14 protein-coding genes are annotated in these 23,479 nt (G+C 70.7%); 6 read left to right on the top strand and 8 right to left on the bottom strand.

The genetic code is table 11. The features are described from left to right. Positions 1–86: 86 nt before the first annotated feature. Positions 87–2,771 carry an ATP-dependent chaperone ClpB gene (gene clpB, locus GBZ48_RS05270; RefSeq protein WP_174470067.1) on the bottom strand — a complete coding sequence of 895 codons (2,685 nt, stop codon included), beginning with the start codon at positions 2,769–2,771 and terminating at the stop codon, positions 87–89. 241 nt (positions 2,772–3,012) lie between these two features. Here clpB and GBZ48_RS05265 point away from each other — a divergent pair, with 241 nt between their 5' ends. From GBZ48_RS05265 to GBZ48_RS05255, 3 genes are all read left to right on the top strand, one after another. Beyond that, positions 3,013–3,927: a LysR family transcriptional regulator gene (locus tag GBZ48_RS05265; RefSeq protein WP_174470066.1), complete on the top strand. Its 915-nt coding sequence runs from the start codon at positions 3,013–3,015 to the stop codon at positions 3,925–3,927. Between the two features lie 101 nt (positions 3,928–4,028). Next, positions 4,029–6,608, top strand: a complete 2,580-nt coding sequence (locus GBZ48_RS05260; RefSeq protein ID WP_246306990.1) for a cation:proton antiporter — start codon at positions 4,029–4,031, stop codon at positions 6,606–6,608. A 25-nt stretch (positions 6,609–6,633) separates the two neighbouring features. Continuing rightward, positions 6,634–7,515, top strand: a complete 882-nt coding sequence (locus GBZ48_RS05255) for a DMT family transporter (RefSeq protein WP_174470065.1) — start codon at positions 6,634–6,636, stop codon at positions 7,513–7,515. 28 nt (positions 7,516–7,543) lie between these two features. On the opposite strand, the gene GBZ48_RS05250 is transcribed toward GBZ48_RS05255, so the two are convergent. Both GBZ48_RS05250 and GBZ48_RS05245 read right to left on the bottom strand, forming a co-directional pair. Next, on the bottom strand, positions 7,544–8,467 hold the full coding sequence (locus GBZ48_RS05250; RefSeq protein WP_174470064.1) for an MBL fold metallo-hydrolase: 924 nt from the start codon (positions 8,465–8,467) through the stop codon (positions 7,544–7,546). A gap of 30 nt (positions 8,468–8,497) precedes the next feature. Further along, positions 8,498–9,142: a DsbA family protein gene (locus GBZ48_RS05245; protein ID WP_174470063.1), complete on the bottom strand. Its 645-nt coding sequence runs from the start codon at positions 9,140–9,142 to the stop codon at positions 8,498–8,500. A gap of 122 nt (positions 9,143–9,264) precedes the next feature. Here GBZ48_RS05245 and GBZ48_RS05240 point away from each other — a divergent pair, with 122 nt between their 5' ends. From GBZ48_RS05240 to GBZ48_RS05230, 3 genes are all read left to right on the top strand, one after another. Continuing rightward, entirely contained in the window at positions 9,265–10,185 is a 921-nt protein-coding gene (locus tag GBZ48_RS05240; RefSeq protein ID WP_174470062.1) for a LysR family transcriptional regulator, read from the top strand. A gap of 134 nt (positions 10,186–10,319) precedes the next feature. Then, positions 10,320–11,957 carry a GMC family oxidoreductase gene (locus tag GBZ48_RS05235; RefSeq protein ID WP_174470133.1) on the top strand — a complete coding sequence of 546 codons (1,638 nt, stop codon included), beginning with the start codon at positions 10,320–10,322 and terminating at the stop codon, positions 11,955–11,957. 163 nt (positions 11,958–12,120) lie between these two features. Next, positions 12,121–15,618 carry an indolepyruvate ferredoxin oxidoreductase family protein gene (locus tag GBZ48_RS05230; RefSeq protein WP_174470061.1) on the top strand — a complete coding sequence of 1,166 codons (3,498 nt, stop codon included), beginning with the start codon at positions 12,121–12,123 and terminating at the stop codon, positions 15,616–15,618. 7 nt (positions 15,619–15,625) lie between these two features. Here the strand turns inward: GBZ48_RS05230 and GBZ48_RS05225 are convergent, their stop codons facing one another. From GBZ48_RS05225 to GBZ48_RS05205, 5 genes are read right to left on the bottom strand one after another with little or no spacing between them, the layout of a single operon-like run. After that, entirely contained in the window at positions 15,626–17,302 is a 1,677-nt protein-coding gene (locus GBZ48_RS05225) for a tetratricopeptide repeat protein (protein WP_174470060.1), read from the bottom strand. 14 nt (positions 17,303–17,316) lie between these two features. Next, positions 17,317–18,000, bottom strand: coding sequence for a cellulose biosynthesis protein BcsN (gene bcsN / locus GBZ48_RS05220; RefSeq protein ID WP_174470059.1), 684 nt, complete (start codon positions 17,998–18,000; stop codon positions 17,317–17,319). Between the two features lie 10 nt (positions 18,001–18,010). Further along, positions 18,011–19,834, bottom strand: coding sequence for a hypothetical protein (locus GBZ48_RS05215; protein ID WP_174470058.1), 1,824 nt, complete (start codon positions 19,832–19,834; stop codon positions 18,011–18,013). After that, entirely contained in the window at positions 19,831–20,889 is a 1,059-nt protein-coding gene (locus GBZ48_RS05210) for a family 8 glycosyl hydrolase (RefSeq protein WP_174470057.1), read from the bottom strand. The genes GBZ48_RS05215 and GBZ48_RS05210 overlap by 4 nt, the downstream gene beginning before the upstream one ends. Then, a complete protein-coding gene (locus tag GBZ48_RS05205; protein WP_246306989.1) occupies positions 20,886–23,468 on the bottom strand; it encodes a cellulose biosynthesis cyclic di-GMP-binding regulatory protein BcsB in 2,583 nt (860 codons plus the stop codon). Before GBZ48_RS05205 ends, GBZ48_RS05210 begins: the two co-directional genes overlap by 4 nt. Positions 23,469–23,479 lie beyond the last annotated feature (11 nt).

The raw sequence follows: 23,479 nt of genomic DNA, 5'->3' as shown, positions 1-23,479 counted from the left end.
GGCCCAAGGGCAGCCCCGGAAATGGAAAAGGGGGCGCAAAGCCTGCGCCCCCCTTCCCCGTCACGTGTCACCCGGTCAGTGGACCGTCAGTGGACCGAGGCCTCGCGGCTGGCGGCGGAACTCGCCACCGGCGGCAGGGCGAAGCCGAGCGGCGGGCGTTCCGGCGCCTTGAAGCCGTGCGCCCGGTCCTCCTCGACCACCACGCCGTCCAGCGCCAGCCGGCCGTCGACCACCGACAGGGTCATGGCGGTCTTGCCCTCCACCTCCTCGTCGAGCAGACGCTCGGCGATGGGGTCCTCGACAAGGCCCTGGATGGCCCGCTTCAACGGACGGGCGCCGAAGGCCGGATCCCAGCCCAGATCGCCCAGCCGCCGCTTGGCCGCCGCGTCCGCCGCCAGGGTGACGTCGCGCTCGGCCAGCCGCTCGTTGACGCGGGACAGCTGGATGTCGACGATCCGCGACATCTGGTCCCGGCCCAGCCGGCGGAAGATCAGGACGTCGTCCAGCCGGTTGAGGAACTCCGGCCTGAAGGCCTTGCGGACCGCGTCCATCACCTCCACCGTCACGCCGGCCATGTCCTCGTCGTCGCCCAAGGCGCTCAGCGCCTCGGCCCCCAGGTTGGAGGTCATGATGAGGATGGCGTGGCGGAAATCGGCGGTGCGGCCCTGCCCGTCGGTCAGCCGCCCGTCGTCGAGCGCCTGCAACAGGACGTTCAGCACGTCGGGGTGCGCCTTCTCCACCTCGTCCAGCAGCACGACCTGATAGGGCCGGCGCCGGATGCGTTCGGCCAGCGAGCCGCCGTCGTCATAGCCGACATAGCCCGGCGGCGAGCCGATCATCCGGCTGACCGCGTGCTTCTCCATATACTCCGACATGTCGAGGCGGGTGATCGCCGTCTCGTCGTCGAACAGGAAGGAAGCCAGGGCCTTGGCCAACTCGGTCTTGCCGACGCCGGTCGGGCCCAGGAACAGGAAGGAGCCGGTCGGGCGGCTGGGGTCCTTCAGCCCGGCGCGGGCGCGCCGCACCGCCTTGGACACCGCACGCACCGCCTCCTTCTGGCCGACGACGCGCTCGGCCAGCTTGTCCTCCATGCCCTTCAGCCGCTGGCGTTCGCCCTCCAGCATCCGCTCGACCGGAATGCCGGTCCAGCGGGTGACGACGGCGCCGATATCCTTGGCCGTCACCTCGTCACGCTCGGCGCTGGCGCGCGATTCGGCCTCGGCCAGACGCTTCTCCAGATCGGGCACCACGCCATAGGCAAGCTCGCCGGCCTTGGCCCAGTCGCCGTCGCGCTGGGCGCGCTCCAGCTTCGTGCGGGCCTGGTCAAGCTCCTCCTTCAGGCGGCGACCCTCGGTGCGGCGGGACTGCGAGGCGCGCCATTCCTCCTCCATCGAGGTCTGGCGGGCTTCCGCTTCGATCAGTTCGCCTTCCAGCACATGCAGACGCTCCTGCGAGGCGGCGTCCGGCTCGGCCTTCAGCGCCTCGCGCTCGATCTTCAGCTGGGCGACGCGACGGTCGACGGCGTCGAGCGCCTCCGGCTTGCTGTCGATGGCCATGCGCAGGCGGCTCGCCGCCTCGTCGACGAGGTCGATGGCCTTGTCGGGCAGGCGGCGGTCACCGATGTAGCGCGCCGACAGGCTGACCGCCGCGACCACCGCCGCGTCGGCGATGCGCACGCCATGGTGCACCTCGTACTTGCCCTTGATGCCGCGCAGGATCGACACCGCGTCGTCGGCCGACGGCTCGTCCACCGTCACCGGCTGGAAGCGGCGGGCGAGTGCGGCGTCCTTCTCGATATACTTGCGGTACTCGTCGGGCGTGGTGGCGCCGACGCAGCGCAGCTCGCCTCTGGCCAGCGCGGGCTTCAGCATGTTGGCGGCGTCCATCGCCCCGTCGGTGCGGCCGGCGCCGATCAGCGTGTGCAGCTCGTCGATGAACAGGATGATGCGGCCGTTGGCCTCCTGCACCTCGCTCAGGACCGACTTCAGCCGCTCCTCGAACTCGCCGCGGAACTTGGCGCCGGCCAGCAGCGCGGTGAGGTCGAGCGACAGGACGCGGCGGTCCTTCAGCCCTTCCGGCACGTCGCCGGAGGCCAGGCGCTGGGCCAGCCCCTCGACCACGGCGGTCTTGCCGACGCCGGGGTCGCCGATCAGGACGGGATTGTTCTTGGTGCGGCGCGCCAGCACCTGGATGGTGCGGCGGATCTCGTCGTCACGGCCGATGACCGGGTCGAGCCGGCCCTGCCGCGCCTCTTCGGTCAGGTCGCGGGTGTAGCGGGCCAGCGCCTCGCCGGCCGTCGTCTCGGTCTCCGCGTCGGCGGGATGGTCCTTGCGCTGGGCATCGGCGGCAGCGGCCAGCGCGTCGGCATCGACGCCGGCGCGGCGGAACAGCGCGCGCAGCGGGCCGCTCTGGCGGGCGAGGCTCTCCAGCAGGCGTTCGGCGGTGACGAAGCGGTCGCCGCCGGTGCGCGCCGAGGCGACGGCGCCCTGCAGCACGGCGGCCAGCGCCGGCGACATGTAGAGCGGCTGCGGGCCATCGCTGGCGCCGGCCTGGACCGGTGCGCGGGACAGTTGCTCCTCGGTCGCGGACTTCAGCAGATCGGGGTCGCCGCCGGTGTCGCGCACCAGACGCGCCGCCACGCCGCTGCCCTCGTCGATCAGGGCCTTCAGCAGATGTTCGGGGAGAAGCTGTTGATGCCGCTCGGCAAGGGCGGCGATCTGCGCGGCCTGAATGACGCTGCGCGCACGATCGGTGAATTGACCGAAGTCCATCCGGCACTCCGTTTCCATGGTCTTCCGCCCAGTCATCCGGCGCGGAACGGCGCCTCCGCAGTCCGCAAAATGCGCGACCGCCCGGTGCCTGAAGAGTAAATGGTTAACGGATTTGCGGCGATCAAGAGGGGGGCCTGCGGGGAGGTGTCGCCCGGCCCATGGACGGCGAGGCCATATTGACACATGATCCCCACCGCCTCTTTCATAGCGCTACGGTATGGGCAGCAGGAGTTCCGGCGTTATGGATGTGCGGCAGCTTCGCTATTTCCTCGGCATCGTCGAGCATGGCTCGATTTCCCGCGCGGCGGATTCCCTGCGGGTGGCGCAGCCGGCGCTCAGCCTGCATCTGAAGCGGCTGGAGGAGGATTTCGGCTGCCAGCTGGTGCTGCGCACGGCGCGCGGCGTGGTGCCGACGGAAAGCGGGCGGCGGCTGGCGCAGCGGGCGGCGGCGCTGATCGGCCAGATGGACGGGCTGCGCGACGAGGTCAGGGCGGTGGAAGCGGTGCCGGCAGGTCCGGCGACCGTCGGCATCCCGACCTCGCTGGGGCCGGTGCTGACCGTGCCGCTGGCGCTGGCGGTGCGGCGCACCCACCCGCAAATCCGCCTGCGGGTGGTCGAGGGGCTGTCTGGCCACATGCTGGAATGGGTGCTGTCGGGGCAGCTCGACCTCGCGCTGGTGTTCGGCACCAAGGAGATGGGCGGGCTGGAGACCGAGCTGGTGGCGCGGGAGAAGCTGCATCTGGTCGGGCCGGCCGACGACCCGCTGCTGCGCGGCCGCAGCGCCATCCCCTTCGCCGAGGCGCTTTCCCTGCCGTTGATCCTGCCCGGCCGCCCGCATGGCGTGCGCGAGGAGGTGGAGCATGCCGCCCTGCTGGCGCGGGCCAGCGTCACCGTGGCGCTGGAGATCGACGCGCTGGAGCAGATCAAGGCGCTGGTGGCTGAAGGCTGCGGCTATACCGTGCTGTCGGACCGGGTGGCGCGCCACGGCGGGACGGCGGAGCGGCTGACCGGCCTGCCCATCGCCGACCCGCAGATCGACCGGACCATCCTGCTGGCCCATGCCGCCGGCCGGCCGATGTCGGCCGCCGCCCGCGCCACCCACGCCATCCTGACGGACATCCTGTCCGGCCTGACGCGGGACGGCGGCTGGCGGTGAGGCCCGGAGAAACGGAGGGGGAATACGTGGGAGCGGCATAGCCCCCTGCTCACGGCCGGCGCATCGCTGCGGACCATTTTTGCCGCAGGAATCTGCGGCCCATGGCCTTGCCCCCGCCACAGTGCGGCGATACCGTGCAGCCCACGCCGCAGCCGTTCCGTGGAACCATGCACGACATCGTCATTCAAGTCCTCGGCGTTGCCGGGCTTCTCGCCCTCGTCAGTTTCCTGCCGCCGCTCGCCGCCCGCTTCCAGGTGCCCTACACGGTGCTGCTGGCCGGCGTCGGCGTGGCGCTGGGGGCCGTGATCCAGACCTTCGCCGGACCGGGCAAGGATCCGCTGCACGATTTCCTGAATTCGCTGGCCGAACTGGACGTTTCGTCGGACGTGCTCCTGCACGTCTTCCTGCCGATCCTGCTGTTCGAGACGGCGCTGGCGGTCGATGTGCGGCGGCTGTTCGAGGATCTGGGTCCGATCCTGCTGATGGCGGTGGTGGCGGTGTTCGTCTGCACCTTCGCCGTCGGCTATGCCGTCAACCTGTTCACCCCACTGCCGCTGGTCGCCTGCCTGCTGCTGGGCGCCATCGTCGCCTCCACCGACCCGGCGGCGGTGATCGGCATCTTCCGCGACCTGGGCGCGCCAAGACGGCTGACCACGCTGGTCGAGGGCGAGAGCCTGCTGAACGACGCCGCGGCCATCGCGCTCTTCACCCTGCTGCTGGAAATGCTGACGCGCACCTCCCACGGCGGGGCGGCGGCGGCGGCGGTGGATTTCCTGCGCGACTTCTCCGGCGGCGTCGTCACCGGCTATGTCTGCGGCCGCATCGTCTGCATGCTGGTGGAGCCTGTGCGCAACCAGCCGATGGCGGAGATCACGCTGACGGTGGCGCTGGCCTACCTGTCCTATGTGCTGGCCGACCATTATGTCGGCGCGTCGGGCGTGGTGGCGACGGTGACCTCGGCGCTGGTCATCGGGTCGGTCGGACGCACCCGCATTTCCCCCGCCACCTGGGGCGCCATGGAGCATGTCTGGCAACAGCTGGGCTTCTGGGCCAACTCCATGATCTTCCTGCTGACCGCCATCCTGGTGCCGCGCCTGCTGGCCGATGCCGGCTGGGCGGAGGTCGGGCTGGTGATGGTGGTGGTTCTGGCGGCCTTCGCCGCGCGCGCGGTCGTCCTGTTCGGGCTGCTGCCGGTGCTGTCCTGGGCCGGGCTGGCGCAGAAGGTCAGCAATTCCTACAAATCGGTGATGCTGTGGGGCGGCATGCGCGGGGCGGTGTCGCTGACGCTGGCCCTGGCGGTGACCGAGAATTTCCGGGTGCCCGACAAGCTCCAGAGCTTCATCGCGGTGATGGTCACCGGCTTCGTCTTCGTCACGCTGTTCGTCAACGGCACCACGCTGCGCTGGCTGATCCGCCTTTTGAAGCTGGACGAGCTGACGCCGGTGGAGCGCGCCATGCGCAACCGGGCGCTGGCGCTGTCCACCGACAGCATCCGCGACCGCGTCTCCGCCGTCGCCCAGACCTATGAGGTCGACGGCGCGGTCAAGGACGTGATGATCGCCCGCTACGAGGAGCGGCTGAAGAAGATCGACCGCGACAGCCAGGAAGAGGCCAAGCTGACCGACGAGGACCGCGTCACCATCGGCCTCGTCATCCTGGTGAACCGCGAGGAAGAACTCTATTACGCCCACTTCTCCGAAGGGGTGGTGTCGCGCGCGGTGATGGAAATGCTGGCCGGCCGCAGCGGGCGCCTGCTCGACGCGGTCAAGAGCCAGGGCCGCAACGGCTATCGCGCCTTCGAAGAGCCGTTCATCGCCTTCTCCCCCTGGATGCGGACCGCCAGCTGGCTGCAACGCCGCTTCGGCATCCACGGCCCGCTGGCACGGCGCCTGTCGATGCGGTTCGAGGTGCTGGTCGCCGTCCGCACGGTGCTGCGCGAGCTGCTGGCCTTCACCCGCGACCGGCTGGCCCGCGTGCTGGGCCAGGAGGTGGCGTTCGTGCTGGAAGGCATGCTGGTCGGCCGGCTGGGCATCGTCGAGCAGGCGCTGTCGGCCCTGAAGCTGCAATATCCCGACTATGCGGTGGTGCTGCAGAGCCGCTATGTCGGCCGGGCCGCGCTGCGGCTGGAGCATGCCGAATACCGCGCCATGCACGCCGAATCGATCATCAGCCAGGAGGTGCTGACCGACCTGGAGCGTGACCTGGAGCAGCGGCGCCGGGTGCTGGAACGGCTGCCGAAGCTGGATGTCCGCTTCGACGTGGCGGAGCTGGTGCGCCGGGTGCCGCTGTTCGCCGAACTGCCGGCGGAGCGGGTGGCGACCATCGCCACGCTGCTGCGCGCCCAGCTGGCGCTGCCGGGCGAGACCATCGTGCGCAAGGGCGAGCGCGGCGACGCCATGTTCTTCATCGCGTCGGGTGCCGTCGAGGTGCTGGTGCCGGTGCTGGCGGAGCCGGTGAAGCTCGGCACCGGCGACTTCTTCGGCGAGATGGCGCTCCTGTCCCGCCAGCGGCGCAATGCAGACGTGCGGGCGCTGGGCTATTGCCAATTGCTGGTGTTGGATGAGAAGGATTTCCGCCGGCTGGTGCAGAAGGACGCGGATTTGCAGTCCCACATCCAGGCGGTCGCCGAAGCGCGCCGCCAGCCGACCCAGTCGTCTCCGGCCGTTCCGGCGGTGAGCTGACGGCGGACGGGGAAGGATTTTGGAGATGAGCGGGACCGCGACGGGCGGCCAGACCTGGCTGCGCCTGATGCCGGGCCTTTTCGTTCTGCTGTGGAGCACCGGCTTCATCGGCGCGAAATACGGCCTGCCTTATGTGGAGCCGCTGACCTTTCTGCTGATCCGGCTGGGGCTGGTCGCCGTGGTACTGGCGCTGGTGGCGCTGGCGAGCCGGGCACCCTGGCCCAAGGACTGGGCGACCGCCGGGCGGATCGCGCTGGCCGGGCTGCTGGTGCATGGCGTCTATCTGAGCGGCGTCTTCCTCGCCATCGCCCATGGGCTGCCGGCCGGCGTCACCGCGCTGATCGTCGGCATCCAGCCGCTGCTGACCGCCGCCCTGTCCGGCCCGCTGCTGGGCGAACGGGTCAGCGGCCGGCAATGGGTCGGCCTGCTGCTCGGCCTTGCCGGCGTCGGGCTGGTGGTGCGCGAGAAGCTGTCGGTCGACGCCGAACATCTGATCGGCATCGGCTATGCCATGGCGGCGCTGGTCGGCATCACGCTCGGCACGCTGTACCAGAAGCGCCACGGCGGCGGCATGGATCTGCGAAGCGGCACCGCCATCCAATATGCCGCCACCGCGGTCCTGCTGGCGGTGGTCGCCCCGCTGACCGAGACGATGCAGGTGCAGTGGACGGGCGAGTTCATCTTCGCCCTGCTGTGGCTCTGCTTCGTGCTGTCGGTCGGCGCCATCTTCCTGCTGTTCGCCCTGATCCGCCGCGGTGCGGCGGCCAAGGTCGCCAGCCTGTTCTACCTGACCCCGCCGGTGACGGCGCTCGTCGCCTGGGTGCTGTTCGGCGAGAAGCTGGGTATCGTCGCGCTGGCCGGCATGGCGGTGGCGGTCTGCGGCGTGGCGCTGGTCAACAGGAAGTGAGACCGGCGCGGCGGGAGACGGTGGGGCGTCAGCCCCACCTCATCTCGCCGGTCGCCACCTTGGCGCCGATGTCGAGCGCGATGCCCATGCCGGCGTCGGGATAGCGCCGCGTCATGGCGGCGATCAGCTCGGCGCTGGTCTTCGCCTTGGCAAGCTCTTCCTCGAAGGCCAGGAGATAGCCCCTGGTGTGGGCGATGGCCGCCGCATCGGGGGCCGCACCCGGTGCGGCATGGCCGGCGACCACCACCGCCGGCTTGCGGGCGGCCATTGCGTCCAGCGCCTTCACCCAGGCGGCCCGTGCCTCCGCCGTCGGAGTGTCGGCGGTCCAGACATGCAGGCCGGAGAACACCAGCACCCCGCCGAAAACGGCCTGGAGCGACGGCACCCACAGGTAACGGCGGTTGGGCAGCCCCTGGGCGTCGACGATCTCGACGGTCTGGCCGTCCAGCGTCAGGGACGCACCGTCGAAGGGCTGCGGCATCACCACCTCGGCCAGCGTCTGCGGGCCGTTCTCCTTCAGCTTCGGCCCCCAGACCGCCAGCTTCTTCTCGACATTGCCCTTGATCGCCTCGACGGTGGCGGGGGCTGCGATGACGCGGGCATCGGGGAAGGCCGCCTTCACCGGACCAAGCCCGAAATAATAGTCGGGGTCGCTCTGGCTGACATAGATGGCGGTCAGCCGCTTGCCGGTCGCCTTTATGGCGTCGGCGAGCGCGCGGCCGTCGGACAGGGTGAAGCCGCCGTCGATCAGGATCGCCTCGCTGTCGCCGGACAGCAGCACCGGAGACCGGAAGAAGCCGCCCTCCCCGGCAGGAAACGCCTGCCAGCGGAGCGGGCCAGCCGTCGGAGTTGCCGCGGCGGCAAGCGCGCCGGCCGGAGCCAGGAGGGTGGCAGCCCCCGCCAGCGTCAGGGCATGCGCAGCGGTGGCAAGGAGGTCCCTGCGTGTGATCATCGTCGATGTCCTAGGGTTGGATGTTCGCTGTCAGCCGGCGCTGAGAATGGCGGCCAGCCGGCCGGGCTTGGAGAAGAGGATTTCGGAGTCGAGCTTGCGACGGTGCGATCCGTCGTCGAACAGCAGGGTCGGCACGCCGCTGGCGCGGTGGGCGGCCATCAGCTGCCGGCCGCGCTCCACCCGCGCGGCGTCGGCGACCGTCAGTTCGTCAGCCCCCTCGGCGAAGAGCGACGCCGCGGCATCGAGGCCCAGACCGGTCAGGATGTCGGCCAGCGTCGCCGCCGCGGTGATGTCGAGCCCGTCGGCATAGCGCCCCGACTGGATGGCCGCCAGCGCCGCGAACTCACGGTCGGGCGCGGTCAGCGCAACGGCCGTCAGGGCCAGCGTCGCCGGACCGCTGTCGATCCTCTGGCTCCGGTCGCCCAGAACGTCGGTGCGGTAGCGCTCGCTGAAGACCTGCCCGGTCAGTTCGTGGATGCGCTGGTCGTAGGCCCAGGCATGGGCGGCGAATCCTTCGTCCAGCGGCCGGGCGCCCGCGCCGGAAAACAGGCCGGTCGGCAGCAGTTCCAGCGCAAGATCCCCGATCGCCGGCAGCATCGCGATTGCCGGCGAAGCGCCGTAGCACCAGCCGCAGAGCGGGTCGAACAGATAGGTGACGGTCCTGGTCCGGCTCATGACAAGCATCCGTGGCTGGCGGTGGGGCGATGGGGATGACCTTAACCGCAGGCGATTACGCTGTGTAGCCGGCACAAAACCGACATATCGTATGCCATCGGCAAACAATCGTCAGGCGCCCGATGAGCGACCCCAGGCATCTGAACCGCATCGCCTATTTCGCCGCGGTGGTGGAAACCGGTTCCTTCACCGCGGCGGCGGCGCGGCTGGGCATCACCAAGGCGGTGGTCAGCCAGCAGGTGGCGAAGCTGGAGGAGGAGGTCGGCGCCAGCCTGCTGGTCCGCACCACCCGCAAGGTCCGGCCGACCGAGGCGGGCATGGCCTTCCACCGCCGCTGCGTCGTGATCCTGCGGGAGGCCGAGGATGCCTTCGGCGAGCTGGCGGAGACCGCGGCGGCGCCGTCCGGCCTGCTGCGGCTGACCGCCCCGTTCGATTACGGGGTGGCGGTCGTCGTTCCGGCCATCGCCGCCTTCGTCGCCGCCCACCCCGCCTGCAAGGCCGACATGTCCCTGTCCGACCAGGCGCTCGATCTCGTCGGCGGCACCTTCGACCTCGCCATCCGCGTCGGCTGGCTGGCCGACACCAGCCTCCAGGCCCGCCAGTTCGGCAGCTTCCGCCAGCTTCTGGTCGGCACCCCGGCCCTGGCTGCCCGGATGGGCGAGGGAGGTGACAAGGACGCCGGGCCGGAGGACATCGCCGCCCTGCCCTTCGTCGCCAACACGGTGCTGCGCAACCCGCTGAGCTGGCAGTTCACCGCCGCGACCGGCGAGGCGCGCACGGTGTCGCCGCGGGCATCCATCGCACTGGACGCCACCTTCGCCGTGCGCGAGGCGGTGCGCGAGGGGGCCGGGCTGTCGGTCCTGCCGGATTACTGCGTGGCCGACGATCTGGCTTCGGGCCGGCTCGTCCGCATCCTGCCGGGCTGGAGCCTGCCGCCGGGTGGCATCCATGCCGTCTTTCCCGCCGCCCGCTTCCGCCCGACCAAGGTGCGGGCCTTCGTCGATCTGCTGACGGAGCGCGAACGGCGGCGGATGGCGGAGTGAACGGGGAGACGGCGGTGTCCGCCGCGAAGGATGCCGCTGCGGCGAAATTTCGCTGGATCGTCCGCCCGGTCAGCAATCTAATACGCCTGACAAATCAACAGATCCCCTGGGGAGGGACGCGGATGGCGGACGGGATGGCGGGCGTGCTCGACTTCGGCAGCTTCGACTACATCATCGCAGGAGGCGGCACGGCCGGCTGCGTGCTGGCCAACCGGCTGTCGGCCGATCCCGACGTCTCGGTCCTGCTGCTGGAGGCCGGCGGCAAGGACAGCTGGATCTGGCTGCACATCCCCGCCGGCTATCTGTTCTGCATCGGCAACCCGCGCACCGACTGGTGTTTCAAGACGGAGGCCGAGCCGGGGCTGAACGGCCGCAGCATCCATTACGCCCGCGGCAAGGTGCTGGGCGGCTGCTCGTCGATCAACGGCATGATCGCCATGCGCGGGCAGGCACGCGATTACGACGAATGGGCCGCCCTCACCGGCGACAGCCGCTGGAGCTGGAGCGAGGTTCTGCCGGTCTTCAAGGGCAGCGAGGATTACTGGCGCGGCGCCGACGAGATGCATGGCACCGGCGGCGAATGGCGGGTGGAGCGGCAGCGGTTGCGCTGGGACCTGCTCGACCGCTTCGCCGAGGCAGCGCGGCAGGTCGGCATTCCCCGCAACGACGATTTCAACCGCGGCGACAATCTCGGCGTCGGCAGTTTCGAGGTGAACCAGAAGGGCGGCATCCGCTGGAGCGCCGCCAAGGCCTTCCTGCGCCCGGCCCTCGACCGGCCGAATCTGAAGCTCGCCATCGATGCGGCCATCGACCGGGTGGAGATCGCCGACGGCCGCGCCACCGGCATCCGCTTCACCGTGAATGGCGAGCCGGCGCGGGCGACCTCCAGCGTCGAGACGGTGCTGGCCGCCGGGTCCATCGGCAGCCCGGCGATCCTCCAGCGCTCCGGCATCGGCCCGGCGGAACATCTGAAATCGCTCGGCATTCCGGTGGTGCTGGACGCGCCGGACGTCGGCGCCAATTTGCAGGACCATCTGCAACTGCGCATGATCTACAAGGTCGACGGCATCGTCACGCTGAACAAGCGGGCCGGCAGCCTGTTCGGCAAGGCGATGATGGGGCTGGAATATGCGCTGTTCCGCAAGGGGCCGCTGACCATGGCGCCCAGCCAGCTCGGCGTCTTCGCCAAATCCTCGCCGGAGGTCGAAAGCGCCGACCTGGAGTATCATGTGCAGCCGCTGTCGCTGGAGAAGTTCGGCGATCCGCTGCACGGCTTCCCCGCCTTCACCGCCAGCGTCTGCGACCTGCGCCCGGCGTCGCGCGGCTGGACCCGAATCACCAGCGCCGATCACCGCGCCAACCCGGCCATCGCCCCTTGCTACCTGTCCGATCCGGCCGACCGGGCGAAGGCGGCCAAGGCGCTGGCGCTGACCCGGCGCATCGTCTCGCAGCCGGCGCTGGCCCCCTACCACCCGCAGGAATATAAGCCCGGCCCCAGCTTCCAGAGCGAGGAGGAACTGGCGAATGCTGCCGGCGACATCGGCACCACCATTTTCCACCCGGTCGGCACCTGCCGGATGGGCAGCACGGACGATGCCACCGCCGTCACCGATGCGGAGATGCGGGTAAGGGGTGTGCGTGGCTTGCGCGTGATCGACGCCTCGGTGATGCCGACGCTGACCTCCGGCAACACCAACACGCCGACGGTGATGATCGCCGAGCGCGGGGCCGCCCTGATGCGGGCCGACCGCCGCGCCGCCCTGCGGGGGTAACTCCGCCCGAACGCGCCGGTGCCGCGCAAAAATTTCGCTCACACGCCCAACAATCCGCAACAGGATTTTCCGAACACCCCCGATCCCCGACCAACCCGCAAAATCATTTGCCTGCGAAAGGCGCAGACTTATCCCCAACGATAGAAATCCGAGGGGACGAGAGATGGACGGCATGCAGCCGGGATTGCGGGGAGGCCTGCGGCCGGAACAGGCGGAGATCGACCGGAGCTATCGCCTGGACGACCGCTACTGCCGCACCGAGGGGCAGGTCTATCTGTCCGGCACCCAGGCGCTGGTCCGGCTGCTGCTGCTCCAGGCGGAGAGCGACCGGCGGGCCGGGCTGAACACCGCCGGCTTCGTCAGCGGCTATCGCGGCTCGCCGCTGGGCGGGCTGGATCAGGCGCTGTGGCAGGCGCGCAAGCATCTCGATACCCACGCCATTCGCTTCGTCCCCGGCGTGAACGAGGATCTGGGCGCCACCGCCGTCATGGGCACCCAGCAGGTCGAATCCTCCGGCGAGGGCACCGTCGATGGCGTGTTCGGGATGTGGTACGGCAAGGGGCCGGGGGTGGACCGTTCCGGCGACGTGCTGAAGCATGCCAACGCCTATGGCAGCTCGCCCCGCGGCGGGGTGCTGGCGGTGGCCGGCGACGACCATGGCTGCGTGTCCTCCAGCATGCCGCACCAGAGCGACCTTGCGATGATCGCATGGTCGATGCCGGTGCTGAACCCGTCGGGCGTGCGCGAGTATCTCGACTTCGGCCTTTACGGTTACGCCCTGTCGCGCTTTTCCGGGGCGTGGATCGGCTTCAAGGCGATTTCGGAATCGGTGGAAAGCTCCGCCACCGTCCGGCTGCCGTCGCTGGAGCGCGGCTTCCTGCCGGTGGCGTTCGACCCGCCGCCGGGGGGCCTGCATTACCGCTGGCCCGACCTGCCCAGCCTCGCCATCGAGGAGCGGCTGGCCGCCAAGGTCGCGGCGGTGAAGGCCTTCGCCCGCGTCAACCGCATCGACCGCAGCGTGCTGGGGACCGGTGGGTGGCTGCGCATCGTCACCACCGGCAAGGCCCATCTCGACCTGATGGAGGCACTGCGCCTGCTGGGCATCGGCCCGGCGGAGGCGGCGGAGATCGGGCTGTCGGTCCACAAGATCGGCCTGTCCTGGCCGCTGGAGCCCGACTTCGCCCTGACCGCCGCGCGCGGGGCCGAGGAGATCCTGGTGGTCGAGGAGAAGGCCCCCGTCGTCGAAGGCCAGCTGAAGGACCTGCTGTTCCACCTGCCGGCTGGCGAGCGGCCGCGCGCCGTGGTCGGCAAGACCGACGAGTTCGGCGCCCCTCTCCTGCCCGCCACCGGGGAGCTGCGGCCGTGGATCGTCGCCAAGGCGCTGGTGGAACGCATCCGCCACCGCTTTCCCCAGCGTGATTTCTCCGGCCGGCTGGCGGAGCTGCTGCCCGGCGAGGCGCCTGCCGCCCCTGCCCTGCCGCGCACGCCCTATTTCTGCTCCGGCTGTCCGCACAACAGCTCGACCAGGGTGCCGGACGGCAGCAAGGCGATGGCCGGCATCGGCTGCCATTTCATGGCGTCGTGGATGGACCGCGACACGGTGGGGCTGAGCCAGATGGGCGGCGAGGGCGTCAGCTGGATCGGGCAGGCACCGTTCAGCAAGCGGCCGCATATCTTCCAGAATCTGGGCGAGGGCACCTATTTCCATTCCGGCCTGCTGGCGATCCGGCAGGCGGTGGCCGCCAGGATCAACATCACCTACAAGATCCTGTTCAACGACGCCGTCGCCATGACCGGCGGCCAGCCGGTGGACGGCCCGATCTCCGTCGACGCCATCACCCGCCAGCTGGCGGCGGAAGGCATCACCCGCATCGCCGTCGTCAGCGACGCGCCGGAGAAGTACGACAGCCGGTCCGGGCTTGCGCCCTTCACCACCGTGCATCACCGCGAGGAGTTGGACGCCGTGCAGCGCGAGATGCGCGAGATTTCCGGCGTTACGGCAATCGTCTATGAGCAGACCTGTGCCGCCGAGAAGCGCCGCCGGCGCAAGCGCGGCACCATGACCGACCCGGCGCGCCGGATGGTGATCAACGATCTGGTCTGCGAAGGCTGCGGCGATTGCGGGAAGAAGTCGAACTGCCTGTCGGTGCAGCCCAAGCAGACCGAATTCGGCGTGAAGCGGCAGATCGACCAGTCCAGCTGCAACAAGGACTATTCCTGCGCCGACGGCTTCTGCCCCAGTTTCGTCTCGGTGGTCGGCGGGTCTTTGCGCAAGCCGGACCCCGACAGCGTCGCCGCGCGCTTCGCCGACGATCTGGCGGCGCTGCCGCTGCCGCAGCTTGCCGCCAGTGACGACCCGGCCGAGATCCTCATCGTCGGCGTCGGCGGCACCGGAATCGTCACCATCGGCGCCGTGCTGGCGATGGCGGCGCATCTGGAAGGCAAGGCGTCCTCGGTGCTCGACTTCATGGGCTTCGCGCAGAAGGGCGGTGCGGTCTACAGCTATCTGCGGGTGGCGGAGGATGCGGGGCGGCTCAATCAGGCGCGGATCGATCCGAAGCAGGCGCAGCTGGTGCTGGCCTGCGACACGGTGGTCGCGGCCTCTCCGGACGCCCTGAAGACGGTGCGGCTGGGCCGCACGCGGGTGGTGGCGAACGCCCATGTCGCGCCGACCGGCGCCTTTACCCGCGACGGCAGCAAACTGCCCGATGCCGGATCGCTGCTGCGCAGCCTGCGCCGCGCCGCCGGACCGGACCGGGTGGAGGTGGTGGACGCCAACCGGGTGGTCACCGCGCTGTTCGGCGACAGCATCCTCGCCAACGTCTTCCTGATGGGCGTCGCCTTCCAGAAGGGGCTGTTGCCGGTCGGGCTTGAGGCGCTGACCCGCGCCATCGAACTGAACGGCACCGGCGTCCCCGCCAACCTGCGCGCCTTCGCCTTCGGCCGCCTCGCCGCACACCGGCCGGAACTGCTGGCGACGCTCGGGGCGGAGGAGCAGGCGCCGGCCACCGATCTGGCCGCCATCGTCGAGCGGCGCGCGGCGTTCCTGACCGACTATCAGGACCGTGCCTATGCCGACCGCTATCGCGCGCTGGTCGAGCGGGCGCGGCAGGCGGAGGCCCGCGCCGCCCCCGGATCGACCGCGCTGGCCGAGGCGGTGGCGCGCAGCGCCTTCAAGCTGATGGCCTACAAGGACGAGTATGAGGTCGCCCGCCTGCACAGCGATCCCAGCTTCCGCAAAAGCCTGGAGGAGCGTTTCGAGGGTGATTGGAAGCCGGTCTTCCACCTCGCCCCGCCCCTGCTGTCGCGCGACACCAACGGCCATGGCGAGCCGCGCAAGATGGCGCTGGGCGGCTGGATCCTGCCGGTATTCCGCGGGCTGGCGGCGATGAAAAAGCTGCGGGGCACGGCGCTGGACCCGTTCGGCTACACGGCGGAGCGGAAGATGGAGCGCGCCCTGGTCACCCGCTTTGAGGCGACGGTGGCGGAGATCGCCGAGCGGCTGTCGGCCGACCGGCTCGCCACCGCGGTGGAACTGGCTGCCTTGCCGCAGGAAATCCGCGGCTTCGGCCCGGTCAAGCACCGCGCGATGGAGGCGGTGGAACCGCGCTGGCGGGCGCTGGAACAACGGCTGCGCGAACGGGCCGCGCAGGCAGCGTGAAAGGACCTTATTTTTCGAGGAAGTGAAGGAAGGGGAAGGCTTCGAAGTCGAAGCGGATCAGGGCCGGCGCCCCGCCGCTGCGGACCAGATGGTCGTGGGTGCAATAGGGGGCCGCCTGATCCAGCCCCCAGAAGGCCCGGCCTTCGTCGAAATGCCGGCCGATATAGGCGACGACGAGGTCGAGATAGCGCTGCGCGGCCGATGAGCGGTTGAAGGCGAGGAAGCCGGCCAGGAAATCGCGGGTCGGCCCGCGGCCCCGGCGGTCCTGCATCACCGCCACGTCCCAGGGCGGCCACTCCGCCATGGCGAGGCCGGGATCGGCGAGCAGCTGCGCATCGATATCGACCTGGATCACCGGCCCGGCCCCGGCCCGCAGAAGCTGCTGAGTCACCGCGAAGCGGGCGGAGGCGTAATAGGTCAGCCGCACCGGCTCCGGCAGGGCGCTGAGATCGACGGCTTCGAAGGAGACCGACAGCGGCAGGCCGCCGTCGCTCGCCAGCCGCATCAGTTGCGCTTCGACGTCGGCCGGCGGGTTGACGACATGGACATGCAGGGCGCAGGACACGGCCTTGCCTTGCCAGCTTTCGAGAAAGCCGGCGCCGAAGCGGCGCCAATAGCCGCCGTCGCAGCCGACCAGCAGGATAGGCCGGCCGTCGGATTTTGGGGCCACCGGCATGCGGCGGGCGGCACGGGCGAAGCAGTCCGGCGGCCCGGCGGCCAGCCCTTCGAAAAAGGCTGGCCCGCTGCGCACCATCGACCACAGCAGCATCTCGAAATCGGCGGCGATCTCCTCCGCCGTCCAATGGCGGGCGAACTTGCGGAAATAGCGCTCGGCAAGGGCGAGCCGCTGCCGCCGGTAAAGGGCGTAGCAGACCACCGACAGGGCAATGCTGTCGCGCGGCTCCCCCATCAGCCGGCGGCGGGCGGCGGCGGCGACCCGCTCCAGCATCGCGTCGTCCATCACGCCGGTCTGGACCGCGACAACAGCTGTCCCGAACAGGTTCCGGCCAGCATCGCCATGGCCGCCGTCGGCAGCGCGGGCGAAGGCGGTGATGGCCTCTGCCAGGGCAGCCCGGTCGACCAGCCGGCCGGCGGCGGCGAGGGTGACGCCCATCACTTGGCTCGCCGCCAGCCGGCACAGGCCGAGACGGTAAAGGCAGTCGGGTCGGCCGGGCTGGAGCACGTCCAGACGGCGGTACTGCTCCTCGGCCTCCGCCGTCCGGTCCTGGGCATAGAGACAGTCGCCGAGCCGCAGCAGATAGCCGTCATTGTCCGGCGCCAGCCGCAAGGCCCGTCGCAGCGCGTCCGCCGCGCCGCCGCTGTCGCCAAGGTCGGTAAAAGCGCCGGCGAGGTTGCCGAATGGCTTGACCCAGGCGGGGTCGAGCGCCAGCGCCGCCCGATGCTGGCCGGCTGCTGCCGCGGCCTGCTTCGCCGCCCGCAGCGCCGATCCCAGATTGTCGCGGTAGGCGGCGCAGAAGGGGTCCCGGCCGATCGCCTCGCCGATCAGCCGCACCGCTTCGGCGGACTCGCCCGACTGGTGATGCAGCACGCCCAGCAGATGCCACGCGTCGGCCACCTCGGGGGCGGCGTGGATGATCTTGCGGTAGATATCCGCCGCCTCGGCCAGCCGGTTGCCCTGGTGCAGGCCGACGGCGATGCGCAAGGCTTCGGATATCGTGGTCATCGCGGGCGCGCTCCTTAGAGTCCTCCCAGATCCTGCGCTTCCAGGATCGTCTCCGGCAGGGTCAGGGTCAGGCCGTCGAAGGGGGCCAGCAGGGCGCGGATGTCGGAGCCGACGCCGCAGACCCGGTACTCCAGCCGGACCGCCTCGATCCGTTCCGGCAGCATCCGCTTGTGGTCGGTGATCAGCTGCCAGGCGAGCACGCAGCTGTTCACCGCGTCCTGGGCGGTGGCGTAATCGTAGTCGCCGTAGCGGTTGCGGCGGGCGCCGTCGGCGACCTTGACCTTCATGTCGGGAAACTCGCGCCGGGTCGTCACCGTCAGCGTTTCCATCGTGTAGAGCGGCACCGGGAAGACGCGCGGCGGCTGGACCAGGGCGCCGAACAGGCTATCCGGCAGGGTCTGCACGTCGACGGTCAAACGGTTCTCCCCCGCCAGGGAGGTCGGGTTGCCCAGCGCCACATTGTAGGTCTTGTAGACCGTGCCGGTGTCGCGCATGCGGGCTGCGACGATGGGAAAGTCGCGGCTGTCCGGCAGCGTCACCGGCAGCGCCGCCGGCTGGATGCGGCGCCAGGGGGTGGCCGACTGGGTCAAATTGTCGCGAACCCAGCCGGCGCAGCCGGAGGTCAGCAGCGTGGCCGCCGCCAGCGCCGCCCACAGCGCGGTGCGCCCTGCTGTCCGGTACATCTGCATCACGGCCATCGGGGCTTCCTTACCAGTCATGGTAGATCGTCTTCCAGGCGGTGGAGACGCCTTCGCGCGATTCCTCGGTGCTCAGCCGGTCGTCGATGGACTTGAACTGGACGTAGGCCTCGTCGAAGCGCATCAGGTTGTACAGCGCCCAGCCGCGCACGATGCCGAGGTTCCGCGGCTCCGGCTCCAGTTCCTTGCGGGCGTCGAGCAGGCGCAGCACGTCGTTGTAGCGCTTGTCCTCCAGCGCCCGGCCGGCCTCCGTCGCCATCAGCGAGGCGCGGATTTCCGCCCGCTGCGTCGCGGTCAAATTGGCGCGCGGCAGGTCGCGGGTCAGGCCGGTCACATCGCCGGTCGCCAGACGCGCGATGGCCTGCCCGTAGGCGTTCTCCTGGGCCGGCGTCGCCGTCTGCGGCAGGCCCGACGCGGCAGGGCCGCGGCTGCCCGCCTTTCCGGGCGCCGAAGCCCCGCCCTTGGCAGGTTCGCGCGCGGCCAGGGTCTGTGCCTCGGCGAAGGCGGCCTCGGCTTCCGACGGGCGCTTCAGCTCCAGCAGGCACCAGCCGCGCTGCTGCAACAGGGCGGCGGTCGGGCCGCTTCTGGCGATGGTGCCGCGGATGATGCTGAGGCACTCGGCGAAGTCGTGGCGGGCCAGCGCGCGGTCGAGCTCGCTCGGGCCCTGCGGTGCTGTGCGTCCGCCACCAGGGCCGGAGGGGCCGCGCGGCGGGTCCACCGCCTTCAGCGCCTGGTCGATGCGGCTCGACTTGCCTTTCCAGGGCGCAGCGGCGGCACGGGCCTGCGCCTTGTTGCCCAACCCGTTGTAGGCCAGCACCAGCCCTTCCGCCGCCTTGTCCGACGGCGCCCACTCGTTGGCCTGGGTGAACCAGCTCTGCGCCTCGGCGAAATTCTTCTGCTTCTGGAAATACCAGCCGAGCGCAATGGCGCCGTCAGCGTCCTGCTTGTCGCGGACGATGCCCTGGACGCGCGACAGGTCGGCCGCCGACAGGGCGCCGGGCTTTGCGTTCCCGAGACGCTCCAGCAGGCGGCCGGTCTCCAGCTCCGCCTCGGCGCTGCGGACGGCGGAGTAATCCTCCCCCGTCGCCGGGTTGGCGGTGGCGCCGAGCGCCGACAGCTCGCGCAGCCGCTCCGGGCTGAGATGGCGCGATGCCTTGAAGATGGTGTCGCGCCGCTCCTTCGCCTTGGGGCAGGTGGTGACGATGGTCTTGTAGGTGTCGAAGGCGCGGTCGGTCTGCTTCAGCTCGGCATAGGCCTCCGCCAGACGCCAGGCATTGTCGAGCCGGTTGCAGGCCACCGCCTCCGGCTGGGCGGCGGCGGCATCGACCACCTCCTGCCAGCGCTTGGTGTCGCTGGCGGAACGGATGCGCCCGGCGCTCTCGGCCAGTTCAAGTTCCTGCAAAAGCTTGTCCGACGGCTGCCAGGACGGCGACTTGCGCCGCTGTTCGGCGATGGCGGCCCGCGCCTCCGCCACCTTGCCGGCTGACATCAAAGTCCAGAACGGCGTCTCGTCGACGCCGGTGGCGGTCGGCTGCGGCGCGAACAGATCCTTGGGTGGTTCCCAGCCGGGGTCGAGTGCCCGCAGGCGGGCGATCTCCGCCTCCATCCGCTCGCCGTCGCCGATGCGGGCGTAATAGCGCAGCGCCGTCTCGTCCACCTTGCCGGCGGCGGGGGCGGAGCCGCTGCCGGGAGCCGGCGCCACCTCCACCTTCACGCCGGGTGCCAGCGCGCGGGCGCCGCCGTTCGACTGCGCCCACGCTGCGGACCCGCCGCCGGTGGCGGTGGCGGCGATGCCGGCGAGGAGGAGGGCGGACAGGAGGACAGGACGGGTCACGGATCGATCCCCAGGCTTTGCGCCGCCAGCGCGGAAAGATGGGCCAAGGTGGTGGAGTAGTAATCCTCGTCGGGCGCCAGCGGCGGCACCGTCACGGCGTCGCCGGCCCCGGCAAGCTTGCAGGCCAGCCTATAGACCGCCAGCATGCCGACCGACGCCGCCACCTGGGTGGTGGTGCCGCCCGGCAGCGACACGGTGGCGGGGACCGCCGAGCCACCAAATTTCGTTGCCAGCGTTGCGAAGGGGCGGAAGTAATAGGGATCGCGATAGCCGTCCATCGCCAGATAGAGCGGCACCCGCACGGCGTCGTAGCCATACTGTTTCTTGAAGCCGTCGGCGATGCCCACCGTTCCGGCGGCGTCCAGGGTCATCCAGTCCGGCGGCAGCTGAAAGCCGCCGAAGCGCGCCTTCGACAGCAGGACCAGCCCGGAATCCGACAGCTTGCCCCAGCGCTCGCCGCCGGCCAAGGCGGCGAAGGCGCGGATGGCGGGAAAGATCCAGTAGCTGGGGTTGAGGACCAGCGTCTCGCCCTTGCGGAAACCGTCGCGTCCCGGCAGCAGCACGGTCAGCCCGGCCTGCTCCACCAGAACCCCGGCAGCCAGCGCCTTGACGATGGCGGCGGCGGCGGTGCGGTAGGCCTCCGCCTGCCAGGTCTCCGCGGCGCGCAGCAACGCCCAGGCGATCAGCATGTCGCCGTCGGACGCGTTGTTGCGGTCGGCGACCCCGCCGTCGGGCGTCCAGCGCCACGCCACCAGCCCGTCGCCGCGCACCATCAGCACGCGCTGGGTCCAGCCCCACAGCCGGTCGAAGGCGGCACGGTCGCCCCCCGCCACCGCCAGCAGCATGCCGTAGCCCTGCCCTTCGGAATGGCTGATGCCCTTGTTGCCGGTGTCGACGATGCGGCCTTCCGGCAGCAGGAAGCGCTCGGCATAGCGGCGCCACGCCGCCCCGTCATAGGGGGCCGCGCGCAAGGCGCCCGGCACTGCCGCGGCCAGCCCGAGGGCGGCTGTCCCGATCAGCATGCCGCGCCGCGATGTTCCGACAGGGGACGTCATGACCCGCTCCGTTCCCGATGCCCGCTCTTCAGCAGAAGGCGCATGCTGACCGTCAGCACCACCGCCGTTCCAAGCAGCAGGGCGAACAGAAGCTCGATCCGCTGCGACAGGTTGCGGGCCAGAATCAGGATCAGGTTGCCGATGTCAAAGGGATTGAGAATGATCTGGTAGGGGCGCGACACCTCCAGCGTGGTGATGGCCGGCGCCGCACTGCTCCACAGCGCCCCGCCGCCGCGCAGCTTGTCCCACAGCCCGGCCTCGCCCAGGCTGCGCATGGCGCGGTCGACGGCGCGCGGATCCGCCGCGGTCAGCAGCGTCCAGGTCAGCGGCTCGGCCCCCGGCGCCCGGTATTGCAGCAAAGCCGCTTCCGGCAGGGTTTCGGCATTCTCTGTCAGCGCGACCACGTCGACCGGCGCCTCCTCCACCGTCCAGCTGTTGATGTAGCGCGCCGCCGCCGCCATCACCCGCCGCGCCCAGTCGGGCACCCAGCCGCGCCCGGTGGCGGCCGAATCCCTGGCATCGCCCGCCATCCGCTGCCAGCGGTTGGCCGCACCGCCATCGGCGGCCAGCGCCGAGCCCGCGGCGCCCATCTGCTGCCCCAGTCCCTGCGGCACGCCCCCCGGCCGCGCCGGCCCCGGACGGGCGGCAGTGCCGGACCAGCCCAGCCGCAGCCGGTCGGTCAGGGCGCGGCGGTCGGCCGCCGCCATCGGCTCGCCACGGGCCTTGGCCTGGGCGATCAGGGCGCCCGCCTCCAGGAGACCAGCCAGCCGGTCGGCCGGCAGCGGGGCCGAGGTGAAGACGGCCTGCGGCAGCGCCGCGACGGGGCCGACGATCAGCGCGTTGTCGTTCGGCAGCCCGTCCCAGCCGATGTAGGGCACCACCGCCATCAGGTCGCCGGCCCGCTGCGCCAGCTTGGCGGTCAGGCTCCAGGCGGCGCCGAACCAGGCGGGATCGCGCCCGACGACGACCAGATCGAAGGGCGGCGCCTGCTCTCCCCCGGCGGTGCCGCCATAGGGAAAGGCGGTGTTGGCGAAGCCGCCCAGGCTCGGCAGCGTGACCAGACGGGCGAAGCCGGGGATCTCGATGCTGGAGCTGTCGAGCAGGGTGAAGGTCGGGCGCCGCACCGCGAAGACGCAGTCGGTGCCGCCGGCCGGCGGCAGTTCCGCCTCCAGCTCGATCAGGTTGGGGCCGGGACGGAACAGCGCCATCGGCAGCGGCATCTCGCCATTCTCGATGATGCCGCTGGAGCGCTTGTCGATCTCCATGGCGCCGGCCGACTTGCCGTTCACCCGGACGTTCAGAAGCGCGCCGGGGCCGAGATTGCCTTCGAACGCCGCGTTGACGTGGAACAGGATGGAACGGTCGCTGACCGGGGCGAAGCCGGCCGGCAGGGTCAGGCCGAAGCGCCCGGTGTAGCGGTAGCCGCTGTGCTGCACCGTCTGGAAGCCGAGGTCCGACAGGCGGTAGCGCCCCTCCACCTGCACCGGCGGGGCCGGTGGCGCGGCCGGGACCGCCGCGTCGGTGACGATCATCGCGGTCTGGGTCGGCAGCGGCCGGGTCACGTCGGCCAGCCGCATCACCGCCTGATCGACCTCCTGCTGGGTCCGTCCCGAGGCGACGGCGACGAAGCCACCGCCGCCGGCACCGCTTCCCTCCGGACCGCCCTTGTTGGCGGCATACGGATAAACGCCGAGGAACGGTCCGCCGATGGCGGCGGCCCGCGCCTCGCCCAGCAGGGGGGCGAGGCGGTCGCGGGTGCCGATCAGGATGTTCTTGCCGCCGGGCAGAGGCAGGCTTTCCAGCGTCGGAGCGGGAGTGCCGGGAGGGTTGCCGGGCGCAGTGCCGGCGGGCTTCACCGGCACCGCCACCACCCGCGGGGTCTGGTCGCCCAGCAGCAGGCCGTAGGACTGCGCCACCATGGAGCCCCAGCCGAGATGGTCGGCATCGATCTCGCTGCCGGGCTGGACGATGGCCAGCGGCTCCCGCGCGCGGTCGGCGGAGGCCAGAAGCTGACGCACCATGGCGAGGTCCGGCTCCGGCACGCCGCCGTCGGACATCAGCGTCAGCGACGAGGCGGCGAGGTTGACCCGCGCCCACAGATCGTAGGTGCCGCGGACCGTGCAGATGGCGCGGTGCTGAGCACTGGTCTGGAAGACGATCTGGTTCTCGCCGGGGCGGATCAGGCTGCCGGGAAGCGTGATGGAGGCATTGACCGGCCCGCGGAAAGCGGCGAGCGGCAGGTCCGCCACCGGAGAGCCGTTGATGAAGACCGACATCGACCCCTTTTCGGGCAGGATGTCGATGCCGTTCTCGTAGGTCAGCGTCAGCATGGCGCTGGTCAGCCCGATCACCGGCGGCAGGACGGCGCGCAGCGCCACCGTCTCCGTCTCGCCATGCAGCGTGACCTCCGGCTGGCCGTCGCGCAGGTTCGACAGCGGGATCACCCGGCGGTCGGCGGCCAGCACAGGCGCCGCCCAGCCGACCGACAGGCCGACCCACAGCGACAGCAGCGCAATCAGCGCCAGCGACATCCGTGGCGACGCCCGCAGCATCCGGCCCCCGCCGGTCTGTTTGCCCATACCCGCCATCG

Source organism: Azospirillum melinis, from assembly GCF_013340935.1.
GTDB lineage: Bacteria > Pseudomonadota > Alphaproteobacteria > Azospirillales > Azospirillaceae > Azospirillum > Azospirillum melinis.
The sequence above is the reverse complement of the archived record's forward strand: the minus strand, read 5'-3'. Positions and strand labels throughout refer to the sequence as shown.

Excerpts from the sequence above, each read along its gene's own strand:
- GBZ48_RS05235 (WP_174470133.1), top strand. The coding sequence starts at position 10,320 with ATGGCGGGCGTGCTCGACTTCGGCAGCTTCGACTACATCATCGCAGGA.
- GBZ48_RS05260 (WP_246306990.1), top strand. The coding sequence starts at position 4,029 with ATGGCCTTGCCCCCGCCACAGTGCGGCGATACCGTGCAGCCCACGCCG.
- GBZ48_RS05230 (WP_174470061.1), top strand. The coding sequence starts at position 12,121 with ATGGACGGCATGCAGCCGGGATTGCGGGGAGGCCTGCGGCCGGAACAG.
- clpB (WP_174470067.1), bottom strand. The coding sequence starts at position 2,771 with ATGGACTTCGGTCAATTCACCGATCGTGCGCGCAGCGTCATTCAGGCC.
- GBZ48_RS05225 (WP_174470060.1), bottom strand. The coding sequence starts at position 17,302 with ATGACCACGATATCCGAAGCCTTGCGCATCGCCGTCGGCCTGCACCAG.
- GBZ48_RS05240 (WP_174470062.1), top strand. The coding sequence starts at position 9,265 with ATGAGCGACCCCAGGCATCTGAACCGCATCGCCTATTTCGCCGCGGTG.
- GBZ48_RS05245 (WP_174470063.1), bottom strand. The coding sequence starts at position 9,142 with ATGAGCCGGACCAGGACCGTCACCTATCTGTTCGACCCGCTCTGCGGC.
- bcsN (WP_174470059.1), bottom strand. The coding sequence starts at position 18,000 with ATGGCCGTGATGCAGATGTACCGGACAGCAGGGCGCACCGCGCTGTGG.
- GBZ48_RS05255 (WP_174470065.1), top strand. The coding sequence starts at position 6,634 with ATGAGCGGGACCGCGACGGGCGGCCAGACCTGGCTGCGCCTGATGCCG.
- GBZ48_RS05250 (WP_174470064.1), bottom strand. The coding sequence starts at position 8,467 with ATGATCACACGCAGGGACCTCCTTGCCACCGCTGCGCATGCCCTGACG.
- GBZ48_RS05265 (WP_174470066.1), top strand. The coding sequence starts at position 3,013 with ATGGATGTGCGGCAGCTTCGCTATTTCCTCGGCATCGTCGAGCATGGC.
- GBZ48_RS05210 (WP_174470057.1), bottom strand. The coding sequence starts at position 20,889 with ATGACGTCCCCTGTCGGAACATCGCGGCGCGGCATGCTGATCGGGACA.
- GBZ48_RS05205 (WP_246306989.1), bottom strand. The coding sequence starts at position 23,468 with ATGGGCAAACAGACCGGCGGGGGCCGGATGCTGCGGGCGTCGCCACGG.